A 26,208-nucleotide genomic window follows, 5' to 3' on the forward strand; every position below is an offset into this window, starting at 1 on the left:
ACCAATCGAAAGGAGCGAGGATCATGCCGTTTGGCAATATCGGAATTGGCGGTTTAATTCTTATCTTGATTATCGCACTCATCATATTCGGTCCATCCAAGCTTCCTGAGCTCGGTCGCGCATTCGGGCGGACCTTAAGCGAATTCAAGGGCGCAACCCGTGGCTTGATGAACGGAGACGACGAGAATGGAAAAAAAGACGATGCTCCGCAACCTGCTGCAGCGGTCAATAAGCAGAACAGCTAATCCGAACGACCAGAGCGCGATCGAGCATCTGGAAGAAATGCGGAAGCGCCTGATCCGCACGCTGATTGCGTTTCTCGTCGCGATGGTGGCTGCCTTCATCTACGTCGAGAAGATCTATCACTGGCTGGTACGAGGCATGGACAAGCAGCTCGTTCTGCTCGGTCCCTCTGAAGTCATGTGGGTGTATATGATCATTGCGGGCGTTGTGGCCGTCACCGTCACACTTCCCATTGCCGCTTATCAAATATGGCGGTTCGTGCAGCCGGCGCTGCCGGATGGGACTCACCGCTCGGCCGTGCTGCTCATTCCTGTGATCAGCGTGTTATTCGTTGCCGGCATCTGCTTTGGATACTTCGTGCTGTTCCCGATGGTGCTGCAGTTCATGCAGCGTATGGCCGAAGGGGCATTCCAAACGATGTACACCGCGCAAAAATACTTCACGTTCATGATTCATATGACCGTTCCATTCGGATTCCTGTTCGAAATGCCCGCCATCGTCGTTTTTCTGACGAAGCTCGGCATCGTGAATCCGCATCGGCTGGCGAAGATGCGCAAATCAGCCTACTTCCTGCTCTGCATCGTGGCCGTCACTATCACGCCGCCGGATATCATGTCCGATTTGATCGTAATCGTCCCGCTGTTCCTGCTGTACGAAATCAGCGTTTCGATCTCCAGATTCATCTATCGCAAGCAGCTGCAGCTCTCTCAAGCAGAGGGCAGCGCAACCTAATACACGTCCGTTTCCCCCGAAGTAGGACGGAACCTTGAAGAACCCGTGACTGACAACCTAAGCAAGCAGGTTGTTCTGGCTGCGGGTTCTTTTTTTATGTTATATTATCTGACATTGTTTTTCATTAAAATCTCATAAAATGATTGACACCTTCCAAAAAAAACCTTAACTTTACTAAATAACAAAGAATCCAACACTATCTTGTCACTAAAACATTATGAACCAGGAGGTGAAATATTCTAAACCACTCAGTTACTGTCATATCAATGTTATTAATACTAACATTGATGCGTTCAGTTCCTTGATAGTCTCTAAGATCGCATGGGAGATGCGAAAAAACAACGAATGGGGGAGATGATGAATGATGAAAAAACAAACCAAGATGTTCAAACGCGTATTGTCCATGGCGCTCCTGCTTGCATTGGCCATGAACAGCATAACCGCTGCGGCAGCTGAACGGTTTGCCTATGAGGAAATTACATTAAAGGAGCTTGAGAAGGGGTACGCGGAGGGAACGTTCAAGACCGAAGAGGTTGTGAAGGCATACCTCGACCGGATCGGCATCTATGAATCCAATTACAATGCGTTCACCATGATGAATGCGGGCGCACTTCAGGAAGCCACCGAGGTTGACCGGCGTCGGGCGGCCGGCGAGAAACTCGGCCCCCTTGCAGGTGTGCCGATTGTCATCAAGGAAGCCGTCGACGTCGCCGGCTTCCCGTCCACCTTCGGCTGGGCCCCGCTCAGCAAAGAGCTCGGCGGAATCGAGCTGATCCCGGAGAAGGACGCCCCCGTCGTTGCCCGCTTGAAGGCGGCCGGTGCCATTATACTGGGCAAGACCAATATCCCGGCATTCAGCTCCGACGGTACGCGCGCCAGCTCCAGCTGGGCCGGCGACACCTATAACGCCATCGACCGGAAGCTAGTCCCGGGCGCCAGCAGCTCCGGCACGGCGATGTCCATATCAGGCAATTTTGCCGTGCTCGGCATTGCCGAAGAAACCGGCGGATCGATCCAGAATCCGGCGGCAGCGCAGGCTCTGGTCGGCATCAAGCCAACCTTCGGATTGGTTCCGAATGCCGGGGTTGTCCCTCTCGCCGGGAGCACCAGAGACGTTGTCGGCCCACATGCCCGTACGGTTCACGACGCCGCCGTCATGTTGGACGTCATCGCAGGCTACACGGCCGAGGATGCCAAGACCGTTGCATCGATCGGCAACATTCCCAAAAAAGGCTACACCTCCAAGCTGAATCCGTTGACCCTCAAGAACAAACGCATCGGTCTTTATGGTCCGGGGTGGCTTGGCGAAGAACTGACGGCGGAAACCCAAAAGCTATATGACCGAGCCGTGAAGGAACTGGAGAGCCAGGGAGCCATCGTGGTTACCGATCCGTTCGCCAATACGGAATTTGCCGATTTCGCCAAGTCGTCAGGCTCCATCGGTATTGAATCGATTGTGTACGATATGGAGCAGTATCTGAAGCGCCTGGGTCCGAATGCAGCTATTCAGTCGGTGGATGAACTGATCAAGAAGACGGGCGAGACTCCATCGGCGCTCGCTAGGTATCCGGAAGCCCTGAAGAATCCTGGCTCCGTCCCTGATCTCTCAAAATTCACGGAAATCCGAACGAAATATCTCCATATTTTTAACGACGTGATGGATCAACACAAGCTGGACGCACTTGTATTCCCTCAGATGTATAAGGAAACGCCGCTGCTTCACAGCGAGGACAAAATCGCTGACACTACCGTTCCCGAGATCAACATCGCGGGCGTTCCTCTCGTCACGGTGCCGGCTGGATATTATAAAAGCGGTTCTCCGTTCTCCATCGCTTTTGTCGGCAAAATGTGGAGCGAAGCTGACTTGCTCGGCATGGCCTACGATTACGAGCAGTCGACGAAACATCGCGTCGCCCCAACGCTTGTCGCCAAGCCTTAATACCTGCCTGATCAGCTAACCCAAATCAACCGGAGCCGCAGCGGCTCCGGTTTTTTCAAGCAACGTATGCAATGATAAGACAAGCCCGTCCATAGAAGCACGGCAACGGCCTATAAGGATCCTTTACCCTACGTTATTTACATTCCTATTTTGAATTATCGGCATGTTCCCAATTAATTTTAGAAATGATCCATTGATTTATTAGTCAAGTTCTCCTAGTATTTTCATTAGGAACATCCGGCGGCTATTCATGAAAGCTACAGCCTTGCCTTTATTTATGATAGCGCTATCAGAAGATGGAAATAGTCAAACGTCTATCGGCGTACCTTCACAGATGATAGACTTATGCCCAGAGGAGATTTTCTTATCGATTATCGAATGGTTCAGCGTCGCTGTAAACTTATCATTCCATAATCTTAAAATACCGGGAGGTTGCAGATATGAAATGGAATCACTTCAAGTCCAAGCTTCTGCTTAAATACACACTGTCCTACATTTCCATTTTTCTGATACCTCTTGTTATATTAACTATCATTATTTATCACAATGCCGTGAATACACTCCGTTCCGAGATCGAGCAGACCAACGTCAATCAATTGACCCAGGCTAAAACGGTCATTGATGAGCGCATGAAAGAACTGCAGGACATTGCCTTTCGAATCGCCTACGATGAGCAGTTGACCCGTTATTGGACTCACCATCCTTATTACAGCCGCGAATCTATCGGGGCCTTGGTCAAATACAAAGCCACCAGCTCCATTATTGATGAGCTGTTCCTGTTCTTCCGCGGAGATAACAGCATTTATTCGTCACAGGGCTTTGAGAATCTGAACGTCTTCACCGACCGCTACAAATTCAACAGCTGGAACGAAACGGAGATGGTGCGTGATTTAAACTCCGTCCCGATTCCAACCATGCGTCCGGCGGAGCAAGTGGTTCAGGGAACCAAAATCCAAAATTCCATGCTGGCATACCTTGTGCCGATCGCACCCAACAACACGCCTGCCCATGGAACCGTCATGTACCTGATTCATGAGTCCAATCTGACCGGATTGATCGACTCCATCCTCAGCGACTACCATGGGATGACTTATATATTCGATAATTACGGGCAAGTGCTGGCCGCCAACTACCAAGGCGAAACCATTACCGAGCAGGAAGTCAGCGCACTGTTCGCGCTTGAGCCCGGAACGCACAGCCTATCCCTGAACCAAGAGCCGCATTCGGTTGTATCCGTCAAATCCGATGCAGGCTGGACCTATGTCACCGCGATGCCAAGCAACCAGTTTTTCAGCCGCATCGTTCATATTCGTACTTTTGTCGTTTTGGTATTCTCCTTCGTGGTGGTGATGGGCACCATTCTGGCGATAATGCTGGCTCGCAGACAATACCATCCGATTTCAGATTTAATGGAGTTCATCCGGTTGAAAAATGAACCGGAACCGTCCACATCCAGCAACGAGCTGGAATGGATCAAGAAAACGCTGCATGATTACAGCCAGCGTGTGGATCTTCAAGAGCCCTACGCCCGCAATCATATTCTGCTCATGCTGCTTAAGCACGGTCATACGGGAGAATTCCCCTCCGAGTACACGGAGAAGCTTGGTATCCGCTTCAGCCGATCCCATTATTTTGTCGTAACGATGGGGTGGGAGTCGCACGGCCTTCCCATCGGCGACAATCCAGAGCGGCGGCCCGTCATGCAGCTCATGAACGATGTGGACCTGCCGGCCTTCTCCGCCTATGCCTTTGGAGTTGAACTCCCACAGCCCGATCAGCTGGCCCTCATTGTCGGATTCGATGCGGAAACCGGGCATGAAGCGAGCCTTAACGTCCGTATGGAGCCGATCGCTCTGGCCTTGCAATCGATGGCGGCAAAGCACACAGGCGTCTCTCCTGCGATCGGGGTAGGCAACCGCTACAGTTATCCGGAGCAGCTCAATCAATCCTTCATTGAAGCATCAACCGCTTTGGAGGCATCCATGCTGCACGGACAGGGCAGCAGCACCTTTTTTAACGCACTTTCCGGTTCCGGCGCACAGGATTCATCCTTCTGGGTCCCTAAGGATGTACTGCTGAAGCTGGTTCAGAGCTTGAAGCAAGGCAGCTACGACGTGGCGGTTCAGATGGTATCCACCGCATTAAATAACCTGAAGACGGAAATGCCGTCCGTCCCGCTGCTGCGCTGCATCTGCTTCGATATTCTGAATACGATGCTGAAGACGGCCTCGGAGCTTGGTATCCATCATGTGGTCAATCAGCTGCCGCGTGTCACCTCCTACGACTCGCTGGAGGATTTGGAGAAGAAGCTGGCAGGTTTGGCCGCGGAAATCTGTGCCCATGTCGAGGCGAAGAGCGAGACGGAAGAGAGTACCCTGATGGACGAAATCGTCGCTTATATCGACGCCAATTTCACGGATTATGACCTCAGTCTGGGTACGATCTCGTCTAAATTCTCCATCTCTTCATCGTATTTCAGCCGCTCCTTCAAAGAGAAAATCGGCATGAACTTTACCCAGTACATCTGGCAGAAACGGATGGACGAGGTGATCCGGCTGCTGCTGCACACCACCGATCCATTAAAGGATATCATCACCCGGGTCGGTTACCTGGACACACCGAACTTCATCCGCAAATTCAAGAAAGAGACGGGATACACGCCCGGTCAATACCGCAAAATGCACAGCCCCGACAGCGCCGCCGTTTCCACGGATGACGAAGACGAGGAGTACATCGGGTAACCGATTTGGACGATTGGCCTGAAGGAGTACATTGGATAACGGTTTCGAACGATAGTCTCGAGAGTGCATCGGAAATGATATAGGACGATAGCCAAGAAGAGTGCATTCGGTAGCGGTTTCGCCATATAAATAGAAATCTCCCCTGAGCGGTATCGTTCAGGGGAGATTTTCGTATGTTTTAAGTTTGTAAGTCCACTATCGAGCGATCCGATCCATCGCGCACCGCGCCAGCTTATTTCCCAGCCAAATTGTCTTGAAGTCCTTGATGCATAGCACCAAGCAGGCGATGGGTCGAATCACACCCGTATTCCCAGAACATGATCCCAGCCAAGCCTTGTTCCTTCACATAATCGCATTTGCACTGAATCGATTCCTCATCGTCATATGAAATCAGGCTGGAGCCATTAAAGAGGTACGGTGCACAGGCTTCCTCATCCCAATAACGAATGTAGCCGTTCTTGTTGATATAATCCGCAGCCAGCTCGGCAAAGGCCGGACCATAACCGCCCGTGCTGCCGGCCATTTGGTGAAGGCCGTGGTTCCGGTCAGGTACCTCGTTCCATACACGGGAATAGAATGCGGCACCGATGACGATCTTCTCCTTCGGAACACCGGCGCGAACGAACAGGTTCACGGAAGCATCCGTGCTGATGCGGAACAGATCACCGGTTGGCGTGTACAGATTCGTATGATGTCCGGTCAGAACCTGGAACCCGCCGCGCATATCATAGGTCATCAGCTGGACGAAATCGAGGTACTGCTGCACCTCAGCCATCTCTGTTCCGTCTACATAGTACTGATCAGCCCCTGCCGCTATCGTGAGCAGATAATGACGGCCATCCCGTGAGCCCTTGGCATCCAGCGCCTCCCGGATCGTCTTCAGCAGCAGCGTGAAATTCCGTTTATCATCAGGACTCGACCCTATGCCGGCCTCACCGTAACAAGGATACTCCCAGTCCAGATCGATCCCGTCAAAAGGGTATTCCTCCAGCACCCGTACGGCGGATGCGGCCATGTGCTCCCTTCCGCCTTCGGTTGAGGCGGCTTCAGAGAACCCACCGGCGCTCCAGCCGCCAACCGACAGAAGCACCGTAAGATTCGGATGATCCCGTTTGATGTTCCGGACAGCTTCGCCATTCTTCAAATGCTCGGTGGTGATCTCATCATTCTTGACATGACCGAAGGCTACGTTCAGATGCGTTAACTTCAGCAGATCCTCATGCGTCATGTCGGGAAGAACCGAATCGACGGCGTAACCCGCCACAATATACTTCGTCATTACTCTTCACTCCGATCCCTTCTAGGGTTGTAATATCGCGGTCGCAATCTGCAGGGCTTCCTTCCCGGTGCCAATCTTATATCCGGAAGCCGAATAACGGATTTGATCCTGACTGTCCAGGACGAACAGATGAGGATAACCGGCTTCATGGGTTGCTGGATTCGGGATGAAGCCCGACAAGGAAGCATAACTGGAATCCCGTACAAAAACGGTGCGTGCCGGCAGCTTCGGATAGCTTGCCGGATCAAAGGAAGCCGTCCACTCCGCATTCCCGATCATCAGCACAATTGGCAAGCCCAGCTTATCCAGCGGCTCGGCCAGCTCGCTGAGCTCGCGGAGCAGATGCTTGGTCGGCTCCCGCTCCGGTTCGATCCAGGCAGCAAGAGCACCCTCGGATCCCAGAAGATCCTTAAGATTGGCTCCCGTTCCGTCCAATCGGGTAAGCGTACTGCCCGGAGACAGTGTGCCCAGCACCGGAATATCGACCGCCGTCTCACGATAGGTCAGCGCCACGCGCGCGGTGTCTCCGGCACGCACGGTAAAGTACGTGAAGCGCACTCTTACCGTTCCGTCCTTCAGCCGGATGCCCGACGTTAGGCGGTACGAACCCGGTTCAACCTCATATGGCTCATCGTAAACATCGGTGCTGCCATAAGGATACACCAGTGTTTTGTACACACCGTCTTCCAGGCGGGCGAAGGAAAAGTTCTCGGCATAGGATGCAGCCGGCGTGTCCTGCGAGCCTTTCGGGTCCCTGAGGAGCTGCAGCATCCCCCAGCTTGAGCTCTCCCGATTCCGCGGCGAGTTCAGACGGAAGATTGCATCTTTCCAGCCTTCAGCACATAAGTACTGCGGCTTCTGCTCGCTCGGGTGCAGTCGGGCAGGAATCCCCAGACTGCGGCATACCGCTACAAACAGGATGTCCAGCGACTGCTCGTCTCCCTTCATGAGACTGTATGTGCCTGCCGGATTTCCCTTACCCTTCAGGTTAGGAAGATCGTCTGCATATGCATACCCCTTCTCCAAACGCCCGGCAAGCGCAGAAGGATCCTTCCTGAATGCCGCTGCCTCCTCAGCCGTAAAGGCATCGCCGAATACGCGTCGATACGGAACCAGCATTTCATAAGAAACTCGCGGACACAGAATGTACTTCACGAAGGTATCCTCATCCCACTCTGCACGCTGAGCGAGCGCACCCATCAGATGATCATCCAGCGTCTGCCGGAAGGTATCAATCAAATCCTTTTCGTTCAACGACTCCAGCAGCCGCAGTGGCCACTCGCCATATTCGCCGGTACGCTCCTCCAGGAACGCGGCGATTTCCCTGCTGTTGCCCCTGGCTTTTTGAAGAACGTCCCATACCCGCTCTGGAGGCAGTCCTGATGATTGGGCCAGTGTGAATGCCTCTTCTTCGCTCAGGAATGTACCCTCATATTCGGTCCGGACCTTCGTCCCTTCTTCCAGACGGCGGTTATGAGCCTGGATCTTCTCTTCCGGCAGCGCCGACGCGGCATCTCCTTCTCCCTCCGGCGGAGGAACCATATCGAAATCCACGATCCCTGACGGCTGTTCGGATGAATCAAGCACAAATTCGATATGTTCGCCGTCCTGGGTCTTGAACAGGACTTCACTCCATTTGCCGCCGCTGACCGCGCGAACCAAGAGGTCGCCATAACCGGTTTTAAAGGATGCCTTCCCTTCCTTATCAGTCTTGATTTCGGCAATCGGATAAAATTCAGCCATATTATACAGCTCAAATCGAACGCTTGCGCCGGATACGGGCTCTCCCTGCTTATCCTTCACGCTGACGTAAAGGGTGCGGGCCGGCGCATAGTTCTCCAGTAAATTAATCTCTGTAAATCCCTTTTCATTGAGGGTTATATCCTCCGGTCCGGGATAATCGGCAAAAATCCGCGTATTGATCAGCATCGCCCTGCGGGCCGGCGGACTGAACCAGCCTTGATTCAGGCGGGCTTCCGGTTCGCATGCCCCGATGTAATACCACTGGCCGTCCGCCCATGCTTCCACCCAGGCATGGTTGCTGTCGCAATGTGCCCAGCGCGGCGTATAGACCTGACGCGCGGGGATTCCGATGCTTCGAAGAGCGGCCACCGCCAGTGTGGACTCCTCGCCGCAGCGTCCGCGTGCGTTCCGGATCATCGTCAGCGGCGAAATCGTCCGCAGATCGCTGCCGATGTAGGTCGCCTTCTCGTGACACCAATAATTGGTTTCCAATATGGCATCCGCCATCGATAACTTCGCCGTCCGTTCTGCCAGTTCGTTGTAGAGAATACCACGGAAATCTTCAATATTCTCCGTATTGACCCGGTAAGGAAGCACAAAATGCAGGAACAGATGATCCGGCACACGCTCGCCCCAAGGCACGCGCTTACGGATGTCCAATGCTTGACGCACATGACTCAAGAACAATTCCCCATCATAGTCGGCCATATCGTTCACCGGCATGTAGGCAAACAAATATTTCAGGGCCCAAGTTTCTTCTTCGGTCAGCTCCTGCGCAAAAACATGAAACAACTGATCTTTGCGGGCTTTAGCAAAGACTACCTTCTCCTGGAACTTTTGCTCGATCCGCTCTTGTGTCTGCGAATCTAGTGAAAACACCGCGGTTTGGCTGGTCATCCTTAAGCTCACTCCTTCCATAGCTTTCCGTCTTCCCGAATGCAGATTAGAGCCGTGCCGTCCGACGAAGGGGCGCTAATCTGGAACAGGCTGCGGGTCGTTTCGATCACAGGCTGGATGCTCCATGAATCCTCGCCCACGAGCTGCTTTGCATCCTTCGTAAATTCACCATGGGCTTCATAGTAATTTCGCTGCCGGTAATAGAGTCTCCGCAGCTCCCACTTGATCCGTTCGTCTTCCGGAAGCGTGAACGGCTGGCGTTCCTCGCCATCGGCGAATACGACGTAACCCCACAGCTCCGGGTAATGCATATTGATGATGCCCATAGGCGACCATACCCAGTTGTCCTCCGGATAAGGCTTGCCTGTCTCCGGATTCAGCATCTTACGATACTCGCCGTCTTGTACCTCGGTCTGCCATTCCACGCGCGAGAAGTTGACGCGCCAGAACTCACCCGGTGCAGGACGGCGGCCGCCTTCGGCACATTCCTTGAGACTAGCCCAAGGAATTGCCACCTCCACGCTCCATTTCCGGTTATCCGCGCCCGGTCGGTTCAGCTCCCCGTCGATAAACACCGCCGTCTTAAGACCGCTGATGTCCCAGCCGTTGACCGGAGGTCCGCCATCCCGGTACGGTTTCACGAGCAGCAAGTCCCACACCGTGTTCAAGGCATTGATCTCGAATTCATAATATTGATGGCTGTCTCCGTCCGGATCAATGAATATTTCAAAATCATTATCATAGAAAATAACCGAATCGCGTTCCGTCAGCGTCGCCCATATCTGATCCTCGATCAGCTCCGCGGCAAAATAAAAATACTCGTCGTCCCACAGCATTTTGACCCGGGTCCGTTTCCCCGGCTTCGGCCTTAGATCCCCCTCGATATCAACAAAATCATCGGTCCACTCCGCCGCATCCCAGAACGCCTTATCCACGCGGCCGTCCAGCACAAGCGGCTGCCCCGCACGCTTGCATATATAATGCTTGGGAGCATACTCTATCCTTGGCTCCGGCACACCACTTCTGTTCATGTCATTCTCTCCGCTTCATGAGGGAGGCTTAGCACCTATTAAGCGCGTCCCTTCCCGTGATGGTTAGTTATGCGTGACAACGGCTCCCGAGCCGCCGTACATCTCCAACTCTTCGTCAAACTCCAGCTTAAGAACCGTCACCTGCTCATGCGCGTCTTCAGGAGTCATTTTAATCCACGTCGTCCCCGGGATATTGAACCAAGGCACGCCCCCATGGATCTCGTGGGCAAGCTCCTTGCCCGAATGCAGCACGGTAATTTTCTTAATCGGGTTGCACAGCCCCTTGATGCACACATTCTCTTTCGGATCGTCATAGACAAACAGGTACAATGTCTTTCTGTCCTCGGAAATCGTGCTTCCCCCCAGATAATAGCGGGTCATAATGCCTTCGCCCGTTCCGAATACGGCCTCCTCGTGGGTCCGGATCCACGCGCCCAGTCCAAGCAGAATGTCCTCCTGCCTTGGATCGATGGTGCCGTCCTCGCGCGGACCGATATCCAGCAGCATATTGCCGCCCATCGAGATGCAGTCGCAGAACATCCGAATGATCTGGTTCAATGATTTGTATTTATGATCGGTCGGCACATAGCCCCACGAACTGTTGATCGTTGTGCAGAATTCCCAAGGTCCCTCCGGTCTCGTGATCGGGATGCCCTGCTCCGGCGTTTTATAATCACCGTGGCCCTGAAGCCGCGAGTTGATGATGATATCCGGATTAAAGGATTGAAGGTAATGCTTGAATTCCGGCAGATTCCACTGCTCGGCACTCCGTTCCCAGTCGCCATCGAACCACAGAAGATCCACCTTCCCGTAATTCGTCAGGATCTCCCGCAGCTGGTTGTTATTAAACTCCAGGAATTTCTGCCACTTCTCCTGATCCTGAACACCGTCCACGGGACTGGTGTGCGGGTTGACGCTGCTGAGATCCTCCGGTACCCGGCCTCCTTCAAACACGCTTGGATAATCCGGATGCGACCAATCGATTAGAGAGAAGTACATGCCCAGGTGAATGCCCTTCTCCCTGATTGCTTCCGCATACTCCCGCACAATATCCCGATTGGCCGGCGTCCGCTTGACCACGTTGAGATCGCTGTACTGCGTATCCCACAGCGCAACGCCATCATGGTGCTTCGTTGTCAGCACAGCATACCGGGCGCCGGATTTCTCGATCAAATCCGCCCATTTCTCCGCATTGAATTTCGATGCCGTAAAACCGTCCAGTTGCTTCATGTACTCGTCGTACGTGATCCTCCCATTATAGAAGGACCAAGATTCCGAGACTCCGTCCACGGCATAAATGCCATAGTGAATGAAGATGCCCAGCTTGGCTTCTTCGAACCATTTCTGCATATCTGTCCACACCTCTTCTTAAGTCCTTGTACGTGAAAAACACGTTTATGAGGTTGTTCAAAAAAGTCCGCTTTTGATCACGAAGCGAATCAGGAAGCAACTCGGCATCGAATCTTGAATTCAGCCGGGCCTTCCGGTGCTCACGTACCCAAAACGTACGCTCCGCTCCTCACCCCCTAGCTTCATCCAACCTTCTCGGTGCTGAAAATCAACCTTTTTGAACACACACTTTATATAACCCGCCTCTTAACGAAACCGCAATACATGCGCGATCGGCGCCAGCCCCTGACGCTCCTGATCCGGAAGTCGGACCGCGACGCCATCGTCCGTGCGGCGATAATCCAGCGCTTCCTGACCCCCGACCAGATCTATGCGGCTGAACGCCGTCTGAATCGGAATGTGCAGCTCCTCAGGAACAGCTTCTTGCTCATTTCGATACAGATAGATGGCGTAGGTCGTATCGCCTTTTTGGGTAAACTGGACCGCGCCGGAGGAATACGGCTCACAGACACGGGTCCCATAGATGGCCTCCCCATAGACTTTCAGCCACTCTCCCATGCCCTTCATTCGTGAAATGGCCGTCTCGGGCAGCCTTCCGTCCGGTTGCGGGCCCACATTGAGCGCTAGATTTCCGCCTTTGGCCACGATCTCGGCCAGCAGGTGAATGAGCTGACGCACCGTTTTGTAACGATCCTCGTACCGGAAGGAGAAGGAAGTTCCCATCGTGATGCAGCTCTCCCAAGGCACATGAAGGGCACGCTCAGGAAGGGTCTGCTCCGGCGTGATCAGATTCTCGTAAGGCCCGCCCACCGTGCGGTCCGCCGAGAGGAGCCAAGGCTGAATCTCACGCGCCTTCTCTACCACTTCGCCCAATCGGATATTCTGGTCCCGGTAATCGTTCACCCAGCCTGCATCCAGCCACAGCACATCGATGCGGCCATAACGGGTCATCAGCTCCATGATCTGCTCATGGGTAAACTGGACAAACTGTTCCCACAGCCAAGGATATTTCTTCGGATCGTAGCTAGGACCGCGAGAAGTGAAGCTCCCCGCTTCCATTCCCGGCGCCCAGTAGTACGGAGTATGCCAATCGGCCTTGGAGAAATAGGCGGAGATGCCGAGCCCCTTGGCGCGGAATGCATCGAACAGCTCCTTCGTGATATCGGCATGTTTATGCCTATGGAACGGACATTCCTGTCCCGTAACCCGGTAATCGGTCGTATGCGTATCCCACATGCAGAATCCGTCATGATGCTTGGTGGTAAAGTTCAAATATTTGAAGCCGTTATCGGCTGCAAGGTCAGCCCACAGATCAGGCTGAAAGCGAAGCGGGTTGAAGGTCTTGTTCAGATCAAAATACTGCCGTTTAAGCTCCTCCGCATCGATGTCCCAGTCAATACCGTCACGCGACCAGTCCGCGTCTTTATCGCTCAGCGCCCACGATTCAACTAGGCCCAGCTGGGAATACGGCCCCCAGTGCATCATCAAGCCCAGCTTCTGGTCCTTAAACCATTCCAAGCGTTCCAGAAGCAGCGGATCCTCCGGCTTGACCCATTTGTCCTCACTGCTGAAATTATGCACGCCCTGCTCCACTACCGCTTGCTCTTCCTCAACCAGCTTGTTCTCCGACATGGTGTACCTCCAATAGTCATTTGTTGATAACGATATCTTTGTAGTTCATTGGAACGGGCTTCGCCTGCCCCTTAAAAACAATAGCCAACCCCCGGTCATGAAGCGACCGGGATACGTTGGCTCTTTGTTTTTCATATATGCATCTGATTATTGCTCGGCATTCCAGCGATCATATGCGCCTTGGTAAAGCTCGACGAGACGGTCGCTGCCCATTTTCTTGACTTGCGCGACATATTTATCCCAATTCTCAAGCGGCTCTTGACCTGTTACGAATTTGGCTTCCATCTGTTTCACGTACGTTTCCAAATCGGACAACAGCGCAGTTGCCTCGCTCTGCTCTTCATTCGTCAAATACACGTTAGGGAATGGCGATTTACCGATCGGCACCAGTTTCTCTTGATTCTGCTGATCGATCCACTCATCGAATTCGGTGCGAAGACCTTTCGCAACATCCGGATCATTGACGCCAGGTGTCAAAATGCCGTAGTTCGGCGTGATTTTGCCGCGATACTCCTCACGATCACCACCGCCTGGCACTGGGAGCCATTCTTTTACGCGGTTAGCCTCATCCTTGAATTTCCACAGGGTGCCTTCCGGTCCTTGGTTAAACAGCGTAGCGCCTTCATAGCTGTACAGGTAATCGATCCAGCGCATGGTCGCTTCCGGAGCCGGGTTGCTGCTCGAAATGGCGAATGTGCCTCTTGCCGACATACCAGGATGCATGCCGTATACCGGAGAGTCGGCGATTTCACTCTTCACCGGCGTCATGAGCGGATGCTCGCTGCTAGGCTCGCCGCCGAGCGTGAAGTACGCATGGTAGTCGTTAAACAGAGCCAGCTGATTGTTTTCTCCCTTGGCTTTTTTCTGATCGCCTGTTTGCGAGAAGGTCTCATGATCCAGCAGTTCTTCCTTCCACAGACGGTTCATGAACGTCAGATAGCCTTTGTAACCTTCTTCCTGATAAGGGTAGTGTACTTTCCCATCCTTGTCGGAATAGATGCCTTCGTTGTACATGCCCCAGAAGCCGAAGAAGTACATGCGCAGGTCATCCAGCTTGACGGAAGTCAGCGGAATCTCGTCTTTCTTTCCGTTTCCGTTAGGATCTTCTTCCTTGACGCGTTTCAAGAATGTATATAATTCCTCAGTAGTCTTTGGTTCGGACACGTTTAGCGCTTTTAGGAACTTGCCGTTGTACCACATCGGGCCTCTGTACCATACGGCAGCCTTGTCAACGAACGGCAGGGCATAGATATGTCCGTCCGGGGTTGTGAAGGATTTGCGGACATCCGGGTTCTCGTCAAATATCTTTTTGATGTTCGGTGCATAACCTTCGTCAATGTACTTCTCCAGCGGAATGAGGATGCCTTGGCTGCCATAAGTCACCTGTTCAGCCGGCTTCAGATCCGCCGCATAGAACATATCGGGCAAATCGCCGCTCGCAAACACCAGATTTTTCTTCGTTTCAAAGCTGTCAATCGGAGAAAGCTGATATTCCAGCTTGATGCCTGACAATTTCTCCATCTCTTGTAGTACGGGCATCGTATTCCAATCGGCTACACCGGCATCCTGCGACATGACCGTCAGCGTGATCGGCTCATCCACAATCGGGAAACCTTCCTTCTTTACCCCTTCCGTGCTGGCCGTCCCGGACGGTGCTGTAGCAGCGCCATCTCCTTTAGGTGAACCACAGGCTGCAAGCATTGTTGCTGAGAGGGTGAGGCAGAGTAAAATAGATGATGCCTTGCGAAGCTTTTTCATGACAACAACTCCCCTTTTTGGTGTGGATTGTATGGTTTAAGATCAGCCCTTAACGGAACCAATCATAACACCCTGCACAAAATAACGTTGAAGGAACGGGTAAACAGCAATAACCGGAAGTGTCGCAACGATAATGACCGCATATTTGACCAGTGCGGCAATTTCCGCTTTGGAATTCATCGCTGCTGCGGATGAGGCGTCAATCGCCCCGCCGCCCTGTGCCGCCATCTCCTGGAGAACCAGGATTTGACGCAGGAAGAGCTGCAGCGGGTACTTCGCGGCATCATTCAGATAAATCATGGCACTGAAGTAACTGTTCCAATGTCCGACGCCGTAGAAAAGTGCCATGACGGCAATAATCGGCATCGAGAGCGGCAATACGATTTTGATGAATAACCGGAAGTTCGTACAGCCGTCGATATGGGCCGCTTCCTGAAGCTCCTTCGGAATGGTCGATTGGAAGAACGTCCGGGACACAATGATATTCCATATGGACGCAGCTCCCGGCAGAATAAGTGCCCACATGCTGTTGACCATGCCAAGATCTTTCACGAGCAGGTAACTCGGAATCAGTCCCCCGCCGAAAAACATCGTAACCAGGAACACCGCCATGAAAAATCCTCTGCCCACAAAATCTGAGCGGCTTAGCGCATAGGCTGCAGGCAGCGTGACAATCAGATTCACAATCGTACCTATCACTGTATAAATAATCGTGTTCTTGTAGCCAATCCAAATGTTGGCATTCTCAAACACCCGGGCATATCCATCAAACGTTATCCCTTTCGGAATCAACCACATTTCACCTGAACTTACGTACTTCGGATCACTGATGGAGGCGCTGATAATGTACAGCAACGGGTACAGTACGATGATCAGTGCAATCGTCAGATAGATGTAGTTGCATAGCAGGAATAATTTATCCCCTTTGCTTTCCCTTACCGTGGATGACATATGTTATTCCCCCTTCTACCACAGGCTGTTTTCGCTGGTGCGACGAGCGATTTGGTTCACCGCAATCAGCAGAATCGCATTAATGACCGAATTGAACAATCCGACGGCGGTAGAGAAGCTGTACTGTGCGTCAACCAGACCGGAACGATAAACAAAAGTCGAGATGACATCGGAAGAGCTCATATTCAGCGGGTTCTGCAGCAGCAGGATTTTCTCGAATCCGACGCCCAAAATGCTGCCCATGTTCAGGATCAACAGGATGGTGATCGTAGGTACAATCGCCGGAATGTTAATATGCAGAATGCGTTTGAATCGGCTCGCACCGTCCACGACGGCAGCTTCATGCAGCTGCGGATCGACACCCGACAATGCAGCCAGATAGATAATGGTACCCCAGCCTGCGCTCTGCCAGACGCCAGACAGCACGTACACAGTCTTAAACCAAGCGGGATCTGTCAGGAATTGCGGCGGCTGAAAGCCCAGCATTTCCACAAAATTTACGATCATGCCGGACGAAGGCGACAGGAAGGTAATGATCATACCGGACATAACAACGACTGAAATAAAATGCGGCGCATACGTGACGGTCTGTACCGTACGCTTGAAGAATGAATCCTTCACTTCATTGAAAGCCAATGCCAGAATGATGGGCAGCGGAAACCCGATGGCCAGCTCATACAAGCTGATGCTCAAGGTATTCCAGAGCAAGTCCCAGAAGTAATAAGAGTTAAAGAAGCGTTCGAAATGGTCGAATCCGACCCACGGGCTTCCCGTTATTCCCAACGTCGGAATGAAATTTTTGAAGGCGATTTGGATCCCGTACATCGGGCCATAATGGAAAATGACAAAATACAGAAATGCCGGAGCGATAAACAAATACAGCTCCCAGTTTCGAATCATCCTCCTCCATAATGTATTTTTCTTACGATTCGGCATCGTGTTAACCGATAAGCTTTGCGTCAGGGCGGATTGACCATCTTGCTGCATAGGTTGCCCCCTCCTTTTCTAATGAAAATCCGGCCATTTTTTTCGGAAAAGCACCCCTGTTCAATGTAAAAGAAAGAGCCTTCCTGACCACACATCCTTAGCGTGCGGCTTTGCCCGCTTCAGAAATTGTTAACGCTTACATCCCAAGTGTATGGACTGCCGCATGATCCGTAAATATGTCATTTCTATTGTCTGTTCAAAACAGCTCAATGTGCTGGTATGACGGGCATTTCACGTCCCACCCACTTCTGTCATTGTCGTTTTCAAGCAGGAAAACATGTGGTTTTTGACCCCTTCCCCTCCGGTAAATAGTCATCCAGGCTAACGGGATGAGCCTTGACAGATGTCATATCTGACCGTAAGTTGGAAAAATAAACCGCAAAAGCAAAACTGACATATTCTAAAAGAAATGAGGGATTACGCATGCAGCCATCCTCCTGGATTTTAGCCGGTTACGCAGGGCGCAAGGTCTTATCCATGATCACGACCGAAGATGCCAAGCGGCTCACTCACTTGAATATCGCATTCGCCCATATCCAAGAAAACAAGATTACGTATACCGATACAAACACCATTCACGAGATCCAGCGCCTGAAAGCTGTCAATCCCCGGTTAACCGTTCTGCTGTCCGTTGGCGGCTGGGGCTCCGATGGATTCTCGAAAGCTGCAGCCACGCCCGAAGGAAGACAAAACGTGTGCGAATCGGCGATCAAGCTGCTGCAAGAATTTCCATTCGACGGCATTGACCTGGACTGGGAGTATCCATGCTACTCGATTGCCGGGACGGCCGCATCGCCAAGTGACAAGGAGAACTTCACGCTGCTCCTGAAGGAGCTTCGGGAAACGCTGGATCAGTTCGGGAGGGGCGAGACACACTATCTGCTCACGATCGCGGCCGGAGCCGATCAATATTATATAGATGGCACCGATATCCGTGATATCCACCCCTATCTCGACTTCATTCAGCTGATGACGTACGACATGCGCGGCGGATTCCAGACGCTGACGGGCCATCACACCAACCTGTACACCTCAACTGGCGATCTGTTCCGAATCAGCGTTGATGCATCCGTTCGTCTGTTTACCCAGGCTGGTGTACCGCGCGAAAAAATCGTGATCGGCGCCGGATTCTACTCTAGGAAGTGGAACGATGTGCCGGACGTAAACAACGGATACCTCCAGGTCGCTCCATCCTCCGGTGGTTATGGTCCGACCTATACCCAGCTCGCAGCCGAATATTTTAATAATCCTTCCTATAAAAGGTACTGGGACGACGAAGCCAAAGCGCCTTATTTATTCGATGGCAGCAGCTTCATTACTTACGATGATGCTGAATCTCTGACTCATAAATGCAAATACATACAGGATCAAGGCTTGGCTGGTATTATGTTCTGGGAATACAGCTGTGATGCGACACACAGCCTGCTGGATGCCATGTATAAGGCATTCCACTCATAGAACAGAGTGGGGACCGCCTAAGTTGTAACAGTTTCACTCCCCTCCAGGTGTCTTTATGTCGCTATTCGTTCGGACTCTTTCCTAATGGTGAAGGAGTCCTTTTCATATCATTGCTTACGCAAACCGGAGGATGTCGACAGATAACACGTTATGTTTTCTATCATATTGCTAACTCCGCATTGCTGCGCTGCAATGTCTTGGCTTTATTCTAGGAGTTCCTTCCGAACTCCGTAAATATGTCGTTTTTATCTTTAACTATAGAGCATGCAAAGCCTCATAAACACTGGAAATTTCATACTGCATATGTTGATCTTGCACCTGACATGAAGATTGCAATTCACTGACAATCTTGGATTTTGGACAGAAAAAAAGCCATTCCTTAACACGGAAAGGCTTTTTTTATCTATGAGGGTATGGATATTTCTCAAATAATATGTCATTTTTATGTTATTAAATCTAACTTATCTGGCTGTATTTCGGTCGTCATTCGTAACATCACCAAAGAAGCGGATCGAGTACAATGCACACAGACCGACAATCGTATAGATGATGCGGGAGCCGATGGAGCTCTGTCCACCAAACAATGCAGCTACCAGGTCGTATTGAAACAGGCCGACCAGAAGCCAGTTAATGCCTCCAACAATCAATAACAGCAAAGCTATTGTATTAAATGTTCTCATCGTTTAACCCTCCTTACGTCCGATTTTCACATCATTCGATACATGTTTGTTCATCTATGATTTTAGTATCTATTTTTAACCAATTATTGCGTATGTAATCATGTCCGAACAAAATAACATCCCCTTAACGGGGATGCTCTTGCACTGGGATCACACTCTTCCTTTAGACCCCCTTGGGGAAACCGCGTTTATGATGCAAAAGCTCGAGAAACACCTCTATGGCCTTGGTATGATAAGGTGTCTTCTGTGTAATCCATGAGAACTGCCGCGCCACCGGTCTGCCATTCGGTACCAGCATATGCAGCGTTCCGAGCTGCACCTCCTTGCGTACCGCCCATCGCGACAGCAGCGTGATGCCAAGGCCTGCCTCCACGGATTCCTTGATCAGCTGGGTGCTACCGAACTCCACGATATGCTGAGGGCGAATATGATACCGTGAGAACATCCGCTCCGTCGCCTCGCGGGTGCCCGATCCGGCTTCCCTGACAATCCAGGTCTCATCCGCAAGCTCGGAGAGCGATAGCTCCTGCAGATGATCATACCGCCCGTCCCGGGGAACCATCACCAGCATCTCATCCTCGGCAAAGGCCTCGATATGCAGCTTATCATCCTGATAATCTCCCTCCACGATGCCGATATCCGCCTCATGGCGCAGTATCATCTCCGCCACCTCCGTGGTGTTCCCGATCATAATCGATGGGCGGATCAAGGGATAATGTTCCCTCATATAAGCGATCAAATGCGGTAGCATATATTCCCCGAAGGTATAGCTGGAGCCAATGGACAGATTGCCGCTCGCCCGATGCATCAAATCGTCCACGAGCGTGTTCATGCGGGTGTACAGGCCCAGAATGTCCTTCGCATGATGGTATACGATCTCTCCGGCTTTGGTTAGCCGGACATATTTATTGGTTCGCTCCAGCAGCTTGGTGCCCACAGACCGCTCGAGCGCTTGGATATATTGGCTTACCGCGGGCTGTGTCATCAGCAGCTCCTCCGCCGCACGGGTAAAATTCCCCTTCTCTACCACCGTAACGAATACCTCCAATGGTTGATCCACGCTTTTGGCCTCCTTCGTTCGCAATGTCCACGAATGGTTATGAGTTATATTACCATAACATATTACTTATGATGATCATTATAATGATTTATTTTTCTTATCCATTGGAATGGGATACGATGGGTTCAGACCAACCGAACGAATCGGAGGTTACATCTTATGACAGAGCCAGCCTATTCCAAATCACAAGAACACGCCCATCGTCTGGTTCGATGGACACAGCATACGCTGCCCGCCGCAGCAGGCGGCATTGCGTTTACCTTTGTCATCGCTCTCATCGGTTACGTATTAGCAAGCATGCCGGGCCTTGGCTACCTTGGCCAGCTCGCCTGGGCGATTCTCATCGCCGCAGTATATCGACAGCTGCGAGGTTATCCGGAGAGACTGCGCATAGGAATCCAATTCACAGCCAAGCGGCTGCTGCGACTAGCAATTATTCTATATGGCCTTAAGTTGAATATCGGCATCGTGTTCCAGCAAGGCCTGGGTTTAATGATGAGGGATGTTATCAGCGTCATATTTGCCATCGCGCTCACCCTGCTGATCGCCAAATGGCTGAAGGCCGATATGTCCTTGTCCCTTCTGCTTGGCATTGGAACCGGTATATGCGGTGCGGCGGCCATTGCCGCCGTGTCCCCGATCCTCAAGGCGAAGGAGAAGGACACTGCGCTAGGTGCGGGGCTGATTGCCTTTCTTGGAACCATTGTTGCTATCGGTTATACCCTCGTCCAGCCGCTGCTTCCCTTAACAGACACCCAATACGGCGTGTGGTCGGGTGTCAGTCTTCATGAAATCGCCCATGTGGCACTGGCAGCTGCTCCAGCAGGTGAGGACGCCCTTGCAATTAGCCTGCTCGCGAAGCTGGGACGCGTATTCTTGCTCGTACCGCTCAGTATCGCGCTAATGGTCTGGATGAAGCGCACCGGGCGTATGCAGAGTCATACACGGATGGAGTTTCCCTGGTTTCTGCTGGGCTTCATGGCAGCGAGTGTACTGGGAAGCTGGGAATTTACCGGACAACCGATCATTCCCCTGCCGATCAAAGATTGGATTTCTCAGGCAGCCTCCTTCATTCTTGCCATGGCGATGGTGGGACTTGGCCTGAATGTCCACTTGAAGGATGTGCGCGGCGCCTGGCGGCCGCTGCTGGCCATGTCCATCACCACCGTGCTGCTGATTCTGCTTACTTATGCCATGGCATAAGTAAGCGGAAGGCAGCCAATGTGTACAAAACGGAAAACCATCCCCTGCGACAGATTCCCGGCAGGGGATGGTTTTTTTGTGGTGAATAGCCCCATACTCCATTCCTATCCTATAATGCTGGATTCAAGCCATATTAGGATGGCCGCAATACGACAACCCCCGTCTTTTTCTTTCCATTTTAGGGTAAAACTAAATGTAGGCATCCCGCCCATTTCGGGTGGAAGGTTTAGCTCCCCTGCTTTCTTGGGTATTTGAGCTTAGTATGCAGTAAACATGCAGAGCTATCATGATAGAGGAGATGGAAGTATGCAACGAAATCATACGATTATGCAATTCTTCGAATGGCATGTTGCAGCCGATGGCTCGCACTGGAACCGACTCAAGAACGCAGCCCCGGAGCTGAGCAAGGCGGGAATCGATGCGGTATGGATTCCTCCGGTGACAAAAGCTACGTCCGCAGAGGACAATGGCTACGGCGTATACGATCTCTATGATCTGGGAGAGTTCGATCAGAAAGGAACGGTTCGCACGAAATATGGAACCAAGCAGGAATTGATCGATGCCATCGCGGCCTGCCACAAGAACGGGATTGCCGTCTATGTGGATCTGGTCATGAACCATAAGGCGGGCGCAGATGAAACCGAGCGGTTTCGGGTTGTACAGGTCGACGAGATGGATCGGACCAAGGATATATCGAAGCCATTCGAGATTGAGGGTTGGACCAAATTCACCTTCTCTGGCAGGGGAGATCAATACTCTTCGTTCCAGTGGAATTTCACTCATTTTAACGGTACCGATTACGACGAAGTCAGCAAACGTTCCGGCATTTTCCGGATCGTCGGCGAGAACAAATCATGGAGCGATAACGTTGACAATGAATTCGGCAATTACGACTACCTGATGTTTGCCAACATTGATTACAGCCATCCGGATGTTCGCAAGGAAATGCTCGCATGGGGCAAGTGGCTGGTGGATACGCTGCAATGCAGCGGATTCCGGCTGGATGCGATCAAACATATCAACCATGACTTCATTAAAGAATTTGCCACTGCCATGAAGAAAAAGCGCGGAGATGATTTTTACATCGTGGGGGAGTTTTGGAATCCCGAGCTTCAAGACTGTCGAAACTTTCTGGATACGGTGGATTACAGGATCGATCTGTTTGACGTGTCTCTTCATTATAAACTCCAGACGGCTTCCAAAGCCGGCCGATCCTTCGATCTCCGTACGATTTTCGACGATACGCTCGTGCAGTCGCACCCGATGAATGCCGTCACGTTTGTGGACAATCATGACTCGCAGCCGCAGGAATCGCTGGAATCCTGGGTGGAAGATTGGTTCAAGCAGAGCGCTTATGCGTTGATCCTGCTGCGAAAGGACGGTTATCCTTCTGTCTTCTATGGCGATTATTACGGAATCGGCGGCGAGAAACCCATTCCCGGCAAAAAGGAAGCGATTGACCCCCTTCTGTATGCCAGAGCGAATCGGGCGTATGGCCAGCAGGACGATTATTTTGACCACCCGAATACGATCGGCTGGGTCCGCCGCGGCATCCCGGAAATCGAGTTTTCCGGCTGCGCGGTAGTTATCTCCAATGGCGAAGCCGGGGATAAGCGGATGTTTGTCGGCGAGCATCGAGCCGGAGAGGTATGGGTAGATCTGACACGCACCCGGAAGGATCGCATTACAATCGGCGAGGATGGCTTCGCTCTTTTTCCGGTGAACGGCGGCAGTGTGTCCGTCTGGGCTCACCCGGATATTCCCGTAGAAACGTAAGCAGCAGCATTTTACACATCAAAAAAACCGGAAGGATCGGTTTCGTCAGGCACTCCTATTGGATAGGAAAGCACTTGGCGCATACCCTGATCCTTCCGGTTATTCACGTTAACGGCTACGCACCGATCAGCCTTTAACCTGAAAACGACGGCGCAGACCTTCGCCTAACAGGTTGAAGGTGATGATTAACAGCATCATGGCAAATGCGGGATACACAACGAATTGGAACTTTCCTAACCATATATCCGCTCGATGCTTGGACAGAATGGTCGCCCAGTTATACCCGGTCTCCACGAATTCCATGACATAATAGTTAACTTCCTTCCACTCATGACCAAGAAAAATGTTCACGATCGCAAGCTGGCCGAGCAGGAGCATGACCTTTCCCATATCCAAACAGAAGTTGACAATCACCTCGGGGAACATGACCGGGATATAGTAATTTTTCGTCAATGTCCTCGTGCGAAGTCCTAACGCGGTTCCGGCCTCCATGTAAGGCTCGCTTGCCATCTTGTGGGCCTGCTGCTGAATCGTAATGGCAACCCGGCCGGCCTCAACGCCGGCCAGAATCAGAATGGCCCAGCCCATCCGCTGCTGGGAGAAGAGAAAGAATGGAAGCGCAAGCAGCAGAGCCGAAGCGAATACCGGCGGCAAATAGGAGCACAGCTGGTTCCAGAAGGTAATGAGCCGGTGGATGAAGCCTTTTTTCTTACGGGCGATCAATCCGAGGGACACCCCGATCGCATATCGGACGGACGTGATCGTGAGCACGAGCAGAATCGTATCTTTGGCGGTTACCACCAGTTTACTCAGGTTATCGACACCCCGCTTGTCCGATCCGAGCCAGTTCTTCGGGGACGGCTTATAGGGCGGAAGCGTCAGCTTCTGCTTCCCGTCCTTCATCACCCATCTGGAGGGTTCCTTATTCAAATCCTTATCAATGAAGGGCATGTAAGGCCCCGCCAGCATAACAAAAACAAAGAAGGCAAGCAGCGTGCCGCCAATCCATAAAGGGACATTCTTCAAATCGACTCACCTCATTTCTGATCGTGGATCAAAGTATTTGCGTGCCGATTGACTGATCCATTGAACGATCATGAACAGCACCATGAAGGAAAATGCGATATAAATAATGACTCCCGGTTCATAATTGCCGCCGGTGCCGCTAAACGTATTGAAATCCAGTGCCAGAAACAACCTCCACGCCGCCCCTGGATAGTTGCGGTAATATTCCACCACGAGCAGATTGGACAAGATGAAGACAAGCAGGCCCGGAAGATGGGTCAGGATGCTCGCGACGCCATTGCGCAGCATATGTTTGTATACGATCTTTCGGTCACTCAATCCCTTGGCTTTTGCCAGCAGTATGTACATCTTGCCTTCCTGTGCGAGCAAAGAAGCCGACGTGATTCGGGCAATGAAGAAAATCGGGTAAATCGACACGAGCAGCGAAGGCAGCACGAAGGCCTCCCAGCCGTCAACCGCAAAATAACGGACAGCCGGTACATGCTTAATAAGCACCCACTGGGCAATCAGCATCAGGAAAAAATCCGGAACGGATTGGAACAGCCATGTGGTCCAGTGCCCCAGCACACTGAATTTGGTCTTGGACAATTTATAGTCGAGGACTCCCTTCAGAATGCCAAACACAAATCCAAGGATTAAAGCGGATACAATAACCAGCAGGCTTTTGCCGACGGCCCCAAAAGCGGCCGCTTCCGAGGACTGGCCGATATACCGTGTTTCTCCCAGCGTCCCGTTCTGAATGGCGGTTGCAAAATAATCGCGGATATACGTGACATACTCACCCATATCAAAGGAATAATTCGCCACCACTAAATAGCCGTCCACCGACAGATTCAAATCCCTCGGCACCAGGACGATGAGGACGATGAACATAAAAGCCAGCAGGCTGGTCACCGTCGTTTTGAGCATTTGCGTTTTTAATCTCATACCGTCCTCCCACACATGATTTCAGTAGTACCCCTTTTGGTTCACTCGATTAAGCACTTATTCTACTACTATCATACATCTCCTAAATAAGTCCAGATGAAAATACAAAATTTTACTTTTTATATTTCCGCATCATGTATTGCATTCCATCTTTTGTCATACAAATAGTATATAATTGCCGCTGCCGTTTCTAGCAAATTGCATTCTACAGCGAAAGAATATACTCTGATTGTATATACATCTCATTGGAGGAGGTTCTACGGCGATGTCCATCTATGAATATGAAGTAAAAACGATACGCGGCGAGTCCCAAACGCTGGAGTCTTATAAAGGCGACGTCATGCTCATTGTCAATACAGCAACCAAATGCGGCTTTGCCCCTCAATTCGACGGCCTGGAGAAGCTGCACCAAACCTACAGCGAACAAGGATTGGCCGTTCTCGGCTTCCCCAGCAGTCAGTTCATGAATCAAGAGCTGGAGGAGGACTCCGCGATCGAGGAGGCCTGCAAGCTCAATCATGGCGTCACCTTCCCCCTATTCTCCAAAATTGATGTGAACGGCTCGAGTGCCCATCCGCTTTACAGGCATCTGACGAGTGAAGCGCCCGGCGCACTCGGCATTAAAGCGATTAAATGGAACTTCACCAAGTTTCTTGTGGACCGCAGCGGCAAAGTGGTTAAGCGCTTTGCGCCAACGGATACTCCGGAAAAAATAGAAGAGGATATCAAGAAGCTGTTATAAATGCAGGCAGCCGATTCCGAAAATAAGGACTTGCCCGAGGTCCATCGACCTTG

The 26,208-nt window shown here is 51.7% G+C and carries 20 protein-coding genes; 8 read left to right on the top strand and 12 right to left on the bottom strand.

Features of this window, described 5'->3' with window-relative positions; translation table 11 throughout:
• Window positions 1-23: 23 nt before the first annotated feature.
• The 4 genes from tatA to AC0VZ8_RS32160 all read left to right on the top strand — a co-directional run bounded on the left by tatA (window position 24) and on the right by AC0VZ8_RS32160 (window position 5,655).
• On the top strand, window positions 24-245 hold the full coding sequence (gene tatA / locus AC0VZ8_RS32145; protein WP_071218765.1) for a twin-arginine translocase TatA/TatE family subunit: 222 nt from the start codon (window positions 24-26) through the stop codon (window positions 243-245).
• Window positions 202-975 (top strand): twin-arginine translocase subunit TatC, encoded by a 774-nt coding sequence (gene tatC, locus AC0VZ8_RS32150; protein WP_074961809.1) that lies wholly within the window; start codon window positions 202-204, stop codon window positions 973-975. The genes tatA and tatC overlap by 44 nt, the downstream gene beginning before the upstream one ends.
• 361 nt (window positions 976-1,336) lie before the next feature.
• Window positions 1,337-2,914 carry an amidase gene (locus AC0VZ8_RS32155; protein ID WP_475485493.1) on the top strand — a complete coding sequence of 526 codons (1,578 nt, stop codon included), beginning with the start codon at window positions 1,337-1,339 and terminating at the stop codon, window positions 2,912-2,914.
• A gap of 440 nt (window positions 2,915-3,354) precedes the next feature.
• A complete protein-coding gene (locus AC0VZ8_RS32160; protein WP_475485494.1) occupies window positions 3,355-5,655 on the top strand; it encodes a helix-turn-helix domain-containing protein in 2,301 nt (766 codons plus the stop codon).
• A gap of 232 nt (window positions 5,656-5,887) precedes the next feature.
• Here the strand turns inward: AC0VZ8_RS32160 and AC0VZ8_RS32165 are convergent, their stop codons facing one another.
• From AC0VZ8_RS32165 to AC0VZ8_RS32200, 8 genes are all read right to left on the bottom strand, one after another.
• The gene (locus tag AC0VZ8_RS32165) at window positions 5,888-6,934 is read right to left on the bottom strand and encodes a glycoside hydrolase family 18 protein (protein WP_071218762.1); all 1,047 of its coding nucleotides are present in this window, start codon (window positions 6,932-6,934) and stop codon (window positions 5,888-5,890) included.
• A 21-nt stretch (window positions 6,935-6,955) separates the two neighbouring features.
• On the bottom strand, window positions 6,956-9,574 hold the full coding sequence (locus tag AC0VZ8_RS32170; protein WP_475485495.1) for a transglutaminase domain-containing protein: 2,619 nt from the start codon (window positions 9,572-9,574) through the stop codon (window positions 6,956-6,958).
• A gap of 8 nt (window positions 9,575-9,582) precedes the next feature.
• Window positions 9,583-10,605: a carbohydrate-binding family 9-like protein gene (locus AC0VZ8_RS32175; RefSeq protein ID WP_475485496.1), complete on the bottom strand. Its 1,023-nt coding sequence runs from the start codon at window positions 10,603-10,605 to the stop codon at window positions 9,583-9,585.
• Between the two features lie 63 nt (window positions 10,606-10,668).
• A complete protein-coding gene (locus AC0VZ8_RS32180) occupies window positions 10,669-11,955 on the bottom strand; it encodes an alpha-L-fucosidase (RefSeq protein ID WP_475485497.1) in 1,287 nt (428 codons plus the stop codon).
• Window positions 11,956-12,201: 246 nt separating this feature from the next.
• On the bottom strand, window positions 12,202-13,587 hold the full coding sequence (locus AC0VZ8_RS32185) for an alpha-L-fucosidase (RefSeq protein WP_475485498.1): 1,386 nt from the start codon (window positions 13,585-13,587) through the stop codon (window positions 12,202-12,204).
• 147 nt (window positions 13,588-13,734) lie between these two features.
• The gene (locus AC0VZ8_RS32190; RefSeq protein WP_015737871.1) at window positions 13,735-15,345 is read right to left on the bottom strand and encodes an extracellular solute-binding protein; all 1,611 of its coding nucleotides are present in this window, start codon (window positions 15,343-15,345) and stop codon (window positions 13,735-13,737) included.
• Window positions 15,346-15,387: 42 nt separating this feature from the next.
• Window positions 15,388-16,296: a carbohydrate ABC transporter permease gene (locus AC0VZ8_RS32195; protein ID WP_475485499.1), complete on the bottom strand. Its 909-nt coding sequence runs from the start codon at window positions 16,294-16,296 to the stop codon at window positions 15,388-15,390.
• A 15-nt stretch (window positions 16,297-16,311) separates the two neighbouring features.
• Complete coding sequence (locus tag AC0VZ8_RS32200) at window positions 16,312-17,283, bottom strand: ABC transporter permease (protein WP_071218755.1); 972 nt, start codon at window positions 17,281-17,283, stop codon at window positions 16,312-16,314.
• 423 nt (window positions 17,284-17,706) lie between these two features.
• Here AC0VZ8_RS32200 and AC0VZ8_RS32205 point away from each other — a divergent pair, with 423 nt between their 5' ends.
• On the top strand, window positions 17,707-18,741 hold the full coding sequence (locus tag AC0VZ8_RS32205) for a glycoside hydrolase family 18 protein (protein ID WP_475485500.1): 1,035 nt from the start codon (window positions 17,707-17,709) through the stop codon (window positions 18,739-18,741).
• A gap of 461 nt (window positions 18,742-19,202) precedes the next feature.
• On the opposite strand, the gene AC0VZ8_RS32210 is transcribed toward AC0VZ8_RS32205, so the two are convergent.
• The gene (locus tag AC0VZ8_RS32210) at window positions 19,203-19,421 is read right to left on the bottom strand and encodes a DUF378 domain-containing protein (protein WP_071218753.1); all 219 of its coding nucleotides are present in this window, start codon (window positions 19,419-19,421) and stop codon (window positions 19,203-19,205) included.
• A 163-nt stretch (window positions 19,422-19,584) separates the two neighbouring features.
• The gene (locus tag AC0VZ8_RS32215; RefSeq protein ID WP_475485501.1) at window positions 19,585-20,481 is read right to left on the bottom strand and encodes a LysR family transcriptional regulator; all 897 of its coding nucleotides are present in this window, start codon (window positions 20,479-20,481) and stop codon (window positions 19,585-19,587) included.
• Window positions 20,482-20,640: 159 nt separating this feature from the next.
• On the opposite strand from AC0VZ8_RS32215, the gene AC0VZ8_RS32220 reads away from it, so the two are divergent.
• Complete coding sequence (locus tag AC0VZ8_RS32220; RefSeq protein ID WP_475485502.1) at window positions 20,641-21,684, top strand: YeiH family protein; 1,044 nt, start codon at window positions 20,641-20,643, stop codon at window positions 21,682-21,684.
• A 306-nt stretch (window positions 21,685-21,990) separates the two neighbouring features.
• On the top strand, window positions 21,991-23,460 hold the full coding sequence (locus tag AC0VZ8_RS32225; RefSeq protein WP_475485503.1) for an alpha-amylase: 1,470 nt from the start codon (window positions 21,991-21,993) through the stop codon (window positions 23,458-23,460).
• A gap of 126 nt (window positions 23,461-23,586) precedes the next feature.
• Here the strand turns inward: AC0VZ8_RS32225 and AC0VZ8_RS32230 are convergent, their stop codons facing one another.
• Together AC0VZ8_RS32230 and AC0VZ8_RS32235 are read right to left on the bottom strand one after the other, a co-directional pair.
• Window positions 23,587-24,486, bottom strand: a complete 900-nt coding sequence (locus AC0VZ8_RS32230; protein ID WP_475485504.1) for an ABC transporter permease subunit — start codon at window positions 24,484-24,486, stop codon at window positions 23,587-23,589.
• Between the two features lie 6 nt (window positions 24,487-24,492).
• Window positions 24,493-25,413 (bottom strand): ABC transporter permease subunit, encoded by a 921-nt coding sequence (locus AC0VZ8_RS32235; RefSeq protein WP_475485505.1) that lies wholly within the window; start codon window positions 25,411-25,413, stop codon window positions 24,493-24,495.
• A gap of 265 nt (window positions 25,414-25,678) precedes the next feature.
• Here AC0VZ8_RS32235 and AC0VZ8_RS32240 point away from each other — a divergent pair, with 265 nt between their 5' ends.
• Complete coding sequence (locus tag AC0VZ8_RS32240; protein ID WP_475485506.1) at window positions 25,679-26,155, top strand: glutathione peroxidase; 477 nt, start codon at window positions 25,679-25,681, stop codon at window positions 26,153-26,155.
• Window positions 26,156-26,208 lie beyond the last annotated feature (53 nt).

Source organism: Paenibacillus sp. QJM3NY_38 (genome assembly GCF_056173265.1).